General features: G+C 42.8%; 5 protein-coding genes and 1 pseudogene. All 6 read right to left on the bottom strand.

What is annotated here, in order from left to right; translation table 11 throughout:
- Positions 1-226, bottom strand: a pseudogene (locus tag ACR2F7_RS15145) (hypothetical protein); the annotation flags it as partial.
- 111 nt (positions 227-337) lie between these two features.
- Entirely contained in the window at positions 338-1,624 is a 1,287-nt protein-coding gene (locus ACR2F7_RS15140; protein WP_432714385.1) for a DUF4861 domain-containing protein, read from the bottom strand.
- 45 nt (positions 1,625-1,669) lie between these two features.
- On the bottom strand, positions 1,670-2,968 hold the full coding sequence (locus ACR2F7_RS15135; protein ID WP_432714384.1) for a hypothetical protein: 1,299 nt from the start codon (positions 2,966-2,968) through the stop codon (positions 1,670-1,672).
- Positions 2,969-2,994: 26 nt separating this feature from the next.
- On the bottom strand, positions 2,995-5,670 hold the full coding sequence (locus tag ACR2F7_RS15130) for a hypothetical protein (protein ID WP_432714383.1): 2,676 nt from the start codon (positions 5,668-5,670) through the stop codon (positions 2,995-2,997).
- Positions 5,671-5,710: 40 nt separating this feature from the next.
- The gene (locus tag ACR2F7_RS15125) at positions 5,711-7,234 is read right to left on the bottom strand and encodes a RagB/SusD family nutrient uptake outer membrane protein (RefSeq protein WP_432714382.1); all 1,524 of its coding nucleotides are present in this window, start codon (positions 7,232-7,234) and stop codon (positions 5,711-5,713) included.
- A 27-nt stretch (positions 7,235-7,261) separates the two neighbouring features.
- Positions 7,262-9,482 (bottom strand): SusC/RagA family TonB-linked outer membrane protein (locus tag ACR2F7_RS15120; protein ID WP_432714381.1); only part of this gene is annotated, 2,221 nt, incomplete at its 5' end.

The following is a 9,482-nucleotide window of genomic DNA, read 5'->3' as shown; positions in this document are numbered from 1 at the left end:
GGTACACGCGGTTGAGTACTTTGGTAATATCTTCGGCAGCAGGTTTACCATAAGGCGTTACATAATCAGGCTTCATTAAATGCAAGGGTGCCGTAACATCGTTATGTTGCTTAGGTTCTTGAGCTATAGCTATTTGGCTTGTGCCTACTAAAACAGCAAGGCAAAATGCTTTGCTATAAGGTAAATTTACAGCTTTAAAGCTTTGGTTGGTTAAACGTAGGTTCATTGTGTAAGGTTTGATTATGTAAAGGTAAAGCAGCAAGCTACGGTTAAATGTTGATTGCTGCTTTTGGTTTAATTGAGGTTAAATTAACTCCTATAGCGTTAATTAAGCATATTATTTCAGCTCTACTTTTACCGGCGCTGAAAGTTGTTTCACCAGGTTTAAAACATAGGTTTTAAAATAAGCAGCATCCCTAAAGCCTTTGTCGCTAAGCTCCCAGCCGGCAACAGCAAAATACTGCACAGGCACATTGTTTTTCACCTTTAACCTTGCTAAAAACGAGGTAGCCAACTGTCCTTTTTTAGGGGCTTCAGAAAAGCCTTTATAAGCATCTGCAGGCACAATTAAAGCCAAACCTAACCACCATTCTTTATTGTAGGTATGTTTCTCATGTGAGATCACCGCTACCCATTCCTTGTTCACTTTAATCACAGTTGGCTTATTCTCCGCATTGATGCTCACCAAACCAATGGCAAGGTCTTCATTGCCTTCCAAACCTGTTAACTTTACCGTATTCTGGTAAGCATACATGCCCGGCCAAATACTGGTCGTTTCGTCTACCTGGTATGTTTTACCTGCAGCATTCCAGTTTTGATAGTTATAGTTCAACATGGATCTTGTTGGTCCTTCCGTTACAATGTGGAAAGTGGTTTTCTCAACGTTATTAACGGCATCATCAACGGTTACGCCAAGTCTTAGCGGCTGATTGTCTTTATATAAGGCAATACCTCCAAGACCTACGGAATTACCTACGGCCAGGATATCACGGCCCCATTTTTCCATCACATGGTAATTGTCTTCCACCTCACCTTTGGCATTGATGCCTACATTTTCTGGCGACATAGAAGGCACAAGTTTACCAAACACATCTTTGGCATTACGGCCATCGAGGTAATGACGGAAACCTACTTTATCATTCTCCCATGAAGGGCCATCGGTCTGGTATTTTTGAAAACCTATGGTTTTAGGCAAGTCTTTGGCATTTACGGTTTCTTCCGTTGCAGGCGCCACAGGAATATTGGCAGCGCTTCGTTTACCAAAGCGGGCACTTGTTCTTTTAACATACTCTGGTGCAGTGCTCACCCATTTAATGGAAATAAGCTTTCTTTCTTTGGGCTGCAAATCGGTTACAAAAAACAGCTCATCCCAATGTTGATCGCCATCCACATCATCTATTTGTGAGGGGATGGTGTCATTTTTAAACATCAATATTGGATAAGTTTTTCCTGCCGGGATGCCCGACATTTTTATCCGTTTAATCATAACAGCTTTGTCTTTTAAGGCTAGGGAAGTTGTATTGGTCAGCACCAGTTGTGCGCCTTTTTCTTTCGTACCGGTTTGGGCAAATAAGGAAACGCATGTGCTACAGCAGATGCCAAGTATGATTAAATTTTTATTCATTCTATAGATTTTGTAAAATATAAATGTTAAAGCTATCAATAAATTTTAATTTAAGCCCTCAGGATGCAGGGGGACCATCATAATATCACTGTCTGTGAGCATGCTGCTGTTAAAAAGGATCCATTTGCCATTAGGACTAATGGATTGATGGGCATGCGCCTGGCTTGAAAATGGACTTTGTGTATTTGGCCGGTGACCTGTGGTGAGCAAAGTAGTATTGCCTTTTTCTATGTTAAAACGATAAATATTACCATTAAAGGTATCACCAACCGCCCACTTTAAATCTTTGGTGCCATAGGCATGCCAGTAACCACCAAGCTCTTTTGCCTGTCCTAATAATTTAGCTTCCCCAGTACGGATATTTAAAGACATAATCCCAGTAGGGTTTTTCCTCAGTCTATCAATATGCCCCATAACATTAAATAGAATATGATCCGGACCGGCAAAAACTTCATGCGTTACCCATTCATCGGCTTTCTCTTTGTAAACAGGTCTGTTTACCGCCTTACCGTTCTTGTCTACACTTAAAATCCACATCCGCTGGGGTGCATCACCACCAGTTTCCCAGCAATACAACATCTCGCCGGTTAGAAAAGGATTGGCCTGGAAATGACCTGTTCTAAAAGGTACCTCTACAAGCTTTGTGGTTTTGTTAGTTTTAAAATCGACACTGTAAATGGTTGATGCCTGATCTCCGGAACGGGTGGAAAAGAAAATCCTGCTGTCGTTTACATCCAGGCACATTCCACCGGGTTTAAGGTCTTCAGGAATGGAAGCCACCACCCTTTCATAACTTGCCGAATCTTTAACTTTTCCATGCTCACTATCGGCCAGCAAAGCACCTAAATTTAATTCAATAACGTCTTTACCCCTAAAGTGGAAGGCCAGGTTATGCTGGTGACCTACCAAAAGGTTACCGGCAGCAGTACCTGTCGTTACCTGCACAATCTCATGATTAGCCATAGATATGGCATAATACTGTCTAGACTTTTGAGGTGCTGTTTTACTGGCAAAGGTAACATTACCTCCCGCAGCGGTGTTACGATTGGAGCTAAAAACGATATACTTTCCATCTGCAGTCCAACTGGGTTGATCCTGGTAGATTTTTGAACTGCTGTGCCGAGACGTGGTTAATGCGGTAATTTTCACCCCTGTTACCGGATCCGTAATTACCAGACTTTCAGAAGGAAAGCGCTGACCAAAAATATCAGTGCCGTCCATATCGAAAGTTTTATCTACATTTTTTCTATCTGAATAATCTACCCCTTCTACGGTTTGTGCATAACAGGAGGAAGCTAAAAAGAAGGCACAAAGAGCCAGTTTGATGGCTTTTATTTCATTCATATTTTTAAACATTAGGTGTGCTATCATTATTTTTTACTTGATTGATTAACCTGTTTCACCGCATTCACATCCCAAAAAGGATGCTGCCCGGGCAATTGATCGCCCACCATTTCTAAAAGCTGGATGGCATTTAAGCACCATTGAGCGGTGTTATTGGTGGAGATGCCTTTAACTTCTACAAGGGGTTTTAAAGCATCAGCACCTGTAACAAGAATAGGTGTAAATTGTGCTTGTGTTTCCGGACTCAAAAAGGCTTCCCATGCCGTGGCCGCATATTTTTTATCCTTGGTAGTCATGGCAGTATAAGCGGGCAGGCGCGCATACCATGGCCCGAGTGTTCCAAGTCTGCCGGTTTTTCCGAATTCCTTCATCTGCACCTCCTTTGATGCACCGTAAAACTGTGCAAACTGCAGCCACAATTTATCGAACTTTTTATCCTGCAACAAATCTTTTAACTCATAAATTACTTCTGGACCACCCATTAAAACGCTGAGGTGGATGGTGCCGATGGTATCATTCAACTGGTACATTTTATTGGTAGCAGGGTCATAGCCAAAAGCACCCTGTTCGCCAGAAAAGTAGCCACTAGGCATCTTAGCGAAATTGTTAACGCCTTCCATAATCTTGTCGCGCCATTGCTTGTCGCCAGTACGTTCCCAGGCAGTCATCCAGTTACCGATCAGGGCAAACCAGTCTGGTCCAACACGGGCATGCGTAGGATATTGCGTTTTACTTAAAATGAGTCTTAAGGGATCCAGGGTAACCAAGCGCTGCGCTGCTGTTTCAGCCACCTCCTGCATCATGTCGCCGGTGCGCTCATCGGTGGTTAAGTAATAGTAATACCTTCTGTAAGCAGCCTGGCTTTCCCTTACTTCTTTAGAGCCACATCCCCAGTGACGCACATTATGGCGCGAGCCTAATCCGGCCAGTTTGCCAATATGATAAACATCCACCTCACTTGTATGGCGTGTCATGGCTTCTGCCATCCTGAAAATATCAGCGCGACCGGTGCGTAAAAAGGTATACCATAGCCACATGTCTGTAGAAAGCTCTGTATTGTCCCATGCATAACCGCCTACATCATAGCGCCAGGCATGACGCACATCATCATAGGTGTGCATTACATCACCATAGTTCCAGAATCCATACCAGTTGCGCTGGTCGACTTCCTTCTTGTAAAAATTGATGGCTGTATCTAATTGATTTTCTATCCAGCGCTTACCGGGTGTAGAATGATCAGGTAAACTCCATAGGCCAAAGACTTTTGCATCGTGCAGGTATTGCGGACTAGCCGTCAATAAAGGAGGTTCACTGGCTAGCGCAGCCTGATGGCTCAGCAACTCAGTTGAAGGAACCACTGCAGCAGGAAATAACATCAGCTCACTGGTGCGGGCAATTCCATAAGGCACACTTAAGCCTGGCTGTACATCTTCATACACAGCGGGAAGGCCATGGCCAACGGTATCATAATGGCGCATATCCATAGCTTCACTATAGGGCGACCAGAGCCAGATTTTTACTTCCGCCACCTCTTTAGCGGCATTCCTCACTTCGGCTGCAGCTGGGTAAGACTGCCAGAAGTCTTTAAGCCCCAGGCCTAAACCACCCTTTGTATCGCCAACAAAAACAAAACCTTTGGCACGCTTGCCTGCATTTGCCTCCAGCCAGGTGCTTTTAGTGTTGGTGCGTTTAAAAATGTTGAAACCATCAGCATTGTTTTGCACTAACCTGTAGTCATTCCAAACGGGAAAATCTTTGATGATCGCCTGTGCAGGTGCAGGTAACGTATCCGTATTGATGGCTTGACCCGCCAACTGCGCTGGAAGAACATTTCTACCCTTCAATAATAGCGGTTTAACGGGCTCCGCCCACATGCCACGCTCCTCTCCAGCAAATCTTACATGACGGTTGTGCAAAGACTCCCGCATGGGCACATTGAAAACAATGCCCAAACCTTTGATGAAATCTTTCTGCTCATTACCATCATAAGTAACCGTGTTCACCAATCGTACCGCATTGGAACCCTGGTAAAAATATAACCTGATGCAGAAAGGAAGCCAATCACGATTGCTCTTTGCGGAATGCATGGCTCCTTCTATGCGAATTACACTTCTAACAGGGCCCTTTTGTTCCACTGTGACCTGGTTGACCTTACTTGTAAATATTTCTTTAACAGGTGATTCAAAGTCTTCGCCTTCAGGTCCATTTTGAAGGATACAATCTAAACGTCCATCTTGTGCAACAAGCACTCCTTTAACCAACAGGGAATCAATGATAAAATTTCCCTTTTTACTGATGACGCAACGCAGTTCACCTGTATTTACGATAACAGCGTCCGCATTTTCAAAAAGAAGGGACGCTTTTTTGAGCGGTTCTTTTACTTGGGCAGCACTTAGCCTTAGCGTGCTGTCATTTAAATTGGCCACCGCGGCAAAGCCCATCCATTTGATGGAACCATCAGGCCAATAGGCGGTTGGCCAACTTTGTAAAGGCATAGATTCTCCTTTACTGTTCGTCAACGTAAAAGACTGATTCTTTTTAACTGTTCCTTTTGCATAAGGCACGCCCCAGCTTACGCCTGCAGGCTGAATGATAGGGTTTTTGTCCAGCCACTTTAATTCAACTGCAGGTGTATTTTGTGCGGATGCTTGCAAGCATAACAATATGCCCGCCAGCATCATTAGCATCTTCATCTTAACCATGGTCTCTCAAATATTTGGGGTCATTGTTATTTATTGAAAATTAATAGCCGGGGTTCTGTTTCAGTGCTGAATTAGCATTCAATTCAGTTACCGGAATAGGCAGAATCTTTCTCGTTTCTGGTGTCACCGTTGTTTTAAACTTCCAGGTACCGGTAAACCAGGTGCCAAAGCGAATCATATCCCTTCTTCTGCTGCTTTCATAAATAAGTTCTCTTGCTCTTTCGTCTTCTATATTTTTAAGCGTAAGGCTTTGCAATACGGTGGCATTGCTTCTTTGTCTCACCTGGTTAACCAAGGTTAAGGCTTCACCTGCATTGCCTCCAGATCTTAACAGTGCTTCTGCTTTGGTCAATAGAATTTCTGCATAACGGATGGTTGCAATGTCATTACTTGCAGCACCATTTACCCAAGTTACATCAGGTCTCCATTTAAGAACCCTGAACCCTTCATTTTCCGCTGAATTTTCCTGGTTAACATGAGGAATAAGGACCAGGTTTGCAGAACCACTTATTGTTTTCAAGGGGTTTCCCTGTGCATCAAATTGTGGTCCACGTAAAATCATGGTCTTGCGCAGATCCTGCTCTTCATATCTGTTAACGGCCTCTTCTAAAGTGGTAAAGCCATTTTGTGGCGTAAAGGGTAAAGTATAGGTAAAGCGATGCGAATCATGTAAAACCCTTTGGGCAAAGGTATTTCCACCAGCCTGCCTTGAGGGATCCATAGAAATGGCATAAATAAACTCAGGTGACCCTTCATTTTTAGGAATAAAATTCTCGAAATAGTCAGCGGTCAATTTATAAGCATTACCAGACATTACATTGTTACACATTTCAATACATTCTGCCCATTTTGCGGTGCCTGTGTATACCTGTGCATTTAAATAAGTGATGGCAAGAAGCGAATACACAGCCTCCTTAGTCATCCTTGGATAATACCCCACCCTGTTAACCGTTAACACAGAAGGTAAATCTGCTGCAACAGCCTGAAACTCACTCACCACAAAATCAAACACTTCCGTTCTTGTTTTATTGGCCGGCAGGTTATTTGGATCAATGCGGGCAGTAGTCACAATGGGTACATTACCCCACAAATCAAGGGCATAAAAATAAGCGTAAGCTCTAATCCCTCTGGCTTCAGCAATCTGGGCTTTAAGGTTGTCTTTCTGTGGCGAACTCTCTAAACTTTCCATGATTGCATTGGCGGCACCAATGGCACCGAAAATCTCCGTCCAACCAGAGGAGATCCTGTTGTTGGACGGTGTCCAGGCATGTTTAGAAAACTCAAGGTATACGCCACCATCAAACCACCGCCCATCAGCACGGGAAGGGATTAAAAATTCATCGGTACCCAAATTGGCAATCCTCCAGCCATTGCCCCCGTTAACGGTAAAGCCCATCCTGTTATAAACACCGGCCAGGGCTGATAGTACCTCTGCATCATTTTTATAAAAGTTTTCAGGGGTCAAACGTCCATATAAATCTTCATCCAGTTTAGTACAGCTCGTACATACTAAAAGAAACAGCATCAGGGCAAAACCACCTTTATTTGTTATGTAATTTTTCATTTTCGTGTCCTTTAAGATTTATGAATTTTAGAAAGTTATACTTGCACCTAACAAGTATGTTCTTGATCTCGGATAAGACATGTATTCTGCCCCTGAAGTCACCTCTGGATCCAGCCCTTTGTAATTAGTGATGATAAAAAGGTTCTGCCCCGTAAAGTAGACACGAAGGTTCCTCACCTTTGAAGAAGATGATAACTGAGGATTAAAACCTAAAGTAAGGTTATCTAGCCTCAGGAAAGAGCCGTTTTCAATCCATTTAGAAGAATAAATAACGGGTTGTCCATAAGCCGTCTCGTCTTGTAAGGCAGCCGCTAATACATTTTGACCCGGCAGCAAACTCGTTCTTTGCATATCCATTGCGGTATTGTTAAACACATCGTTTCCAAAAACACCCCTGAACATGAAAGACAAATCAAAACGCTTATAATTAAAGGTGTTGTTTAAGCCTAAAGTAAAATCTGGCTGGGTGCTGCCTATGGTGGTAATGTCGTTAGTTACAGAAAATGTTCCATCGCCATTGATGTCTTCAAATTGCTGAACACCATCTTTTACACCAATAAACCGAGGTCCATAGAAAGAACCTAAAGGCTGTCCGGGGATGATAGCCTGTGTATTTACCCCTGTTATCCCGAATCCTGAAGCTAAAGCGGTATAAATAATTTGTGTACTAAATTGTTCATTGGATAAACTGATGACCTTGTTTCTATTTCTACTGATGTTGAAGTCGGCTTTCCAGCCAAAGTCAGTATTAGAAATGATATTGCTTCCTAGAGAAAGTTCAATCCCCTGGTTTTGAACTTTCCCAACATTGGCAACCTGTGTAGGTACCACAGAAGGAGAAGGAATATTGAAAGACAACAACAATTGATTGGTGGTTTTCTTGTAATAATCTAAAGTTCCATAAATACGGTTGTTTAGAAATTGAAAGTCAGCACCTACGTTAAATTGTCCGGTTGATTCCCACTCCAGGTCAGGATTTTCATACCTCTCTGGAGAGACAATGGTTACCGCATTTCCGCCAATGATATAATTATTAGAGGTTGCACCTAAGGTTGGTTGAGAAAGAAGGTTGGCAATTTCCTGGTTACCCGTTTTTCCATAACTCACCCTTACTTTCAGGTCATTGACAAAACCATCTTGTGGGAAAAATTCTTCTTTAGAAAGTCTCCAGGCCAAAGAGCCTGAAGGAAAGATACCCCACTTGTTATTTCTACCGAAGCGACTGGAACCGTCTCTTCTCACGGTGATGGTGGCTAAGTATTTATCACTCAGGCTATAATTTACACGTCCATAAAAGGAAATCAGCCTGCTTACTTCTTTATAAGAGGAGATGATATCCCTGGTAAGGGCGGCACCAATATTATTATATTTGAACTCATCAGAGATAAAGTTGGATACCCTGTTTCTAAAGCCCTCATCATTGAAATCCTGATAAGAATAACCGGCGATGGCATTTACGCGATGTTTGTCGCCAAACTCCTTATTGAACATCAAGGTTGTTTCTAATAACTTGCTGACATGTTTTGAAGATTGTAATATAGCTACACCACCCAATCCCTGACCGAGGGGATTAGATTTGGGAATGTATGCTTTACCGTCAATATCTTCAGAAGTATAACCCAGGTTGACATTGATGCTTAAAGGATCGATGATTTTATAGGTTGCAGAGAGATTTCCAAGGTTGCGTTTTGTTTTCCTGAAGTCTTCTAATTGGCGTGTATAGGAAAGTGGGTTGATCACAAATTGATTAATCTGTGAAAAATCACCATTTTCTTCATAAACAGGATAAGTGGGATTGAAGCGGAGTGCGTCCTTGAGGATGTTACCCCCTTCACCGGAAAGGTCGCCAGATACAGCCGCATTGTCCTCGTCAATTTGGGCACCACTGAGGTTCATATCTATAGTAAGCTTATCATTTAGCGTTTTATGGCTAAGGTTTATTCTTCCGGTATAGTTTTGAATTCCGGATGACTTGATGATACCCTGTTGAGAAACATAGCCAAAAGAGCCTCGATAGGTACTTTTCTCAGAACCACCGCTTAATGACAAGTTGTGGTTTTGTGAAATTGCAGAACGGAAAATCTGATCCTGCCAATTGGTATTTCCGCCCCTATCGGTAAAATTGACGATGTTATGGTCTTTCATAAACTGGCGATATTCGTCGCCAGTGAGCACCTCCAATGTTTTTGCTACAGAGGAGATACCTGCATAAGTATCATAACTGGTAACAATAGACCCGACGGTTCCT

Origin of the sequence: Pedobacter sp. (assembly GCF_045628745.1) — a bacterium.
GTDB lineage: Bacteria > Bacteroidota > Bacteroidia > Sphingobacteriales > Sphingobacteriaceae > Pedobacter.
Note: the sequence above shows the minus strand (reverse complement) of the source record. Positions and strands in the feature narration are given on the sequence as shown.

Excerpts from the sequence above, each read along its gene's own strand:
- ACR2F7_RS15140 (WP_432714385.1), bottom strand. The coding sequence starts at position 1,624 with ATGAATAAAAATTTAATCATACTTGGCATCTGCTGTAGCACATGCGTT.
- ACR2F7_RS15135 (WP_432714384.1), bottom strand. The coding sequence starts at position 2,968 with ATGAATGAAATAAAAGCCATCAAACTGGCTCTTTGTGCCTTCTTTTTA.
- ACR2F7_RS15130 (WP_432714383.1), bottom strand. The coding sequence starts at position 5,670 with ATGGTTAAGATGAAGATGCTAATGATGCTGGCGGGCATATTGTTATGC.
- ACR2F7_RS15125 (WP_432714382.1), bottom strand. The coding sequence starts at position 7,234 with ATGAAAAATTACATAACAAATAAAGGTGGTTTTGCCCTGATGCTGTTT.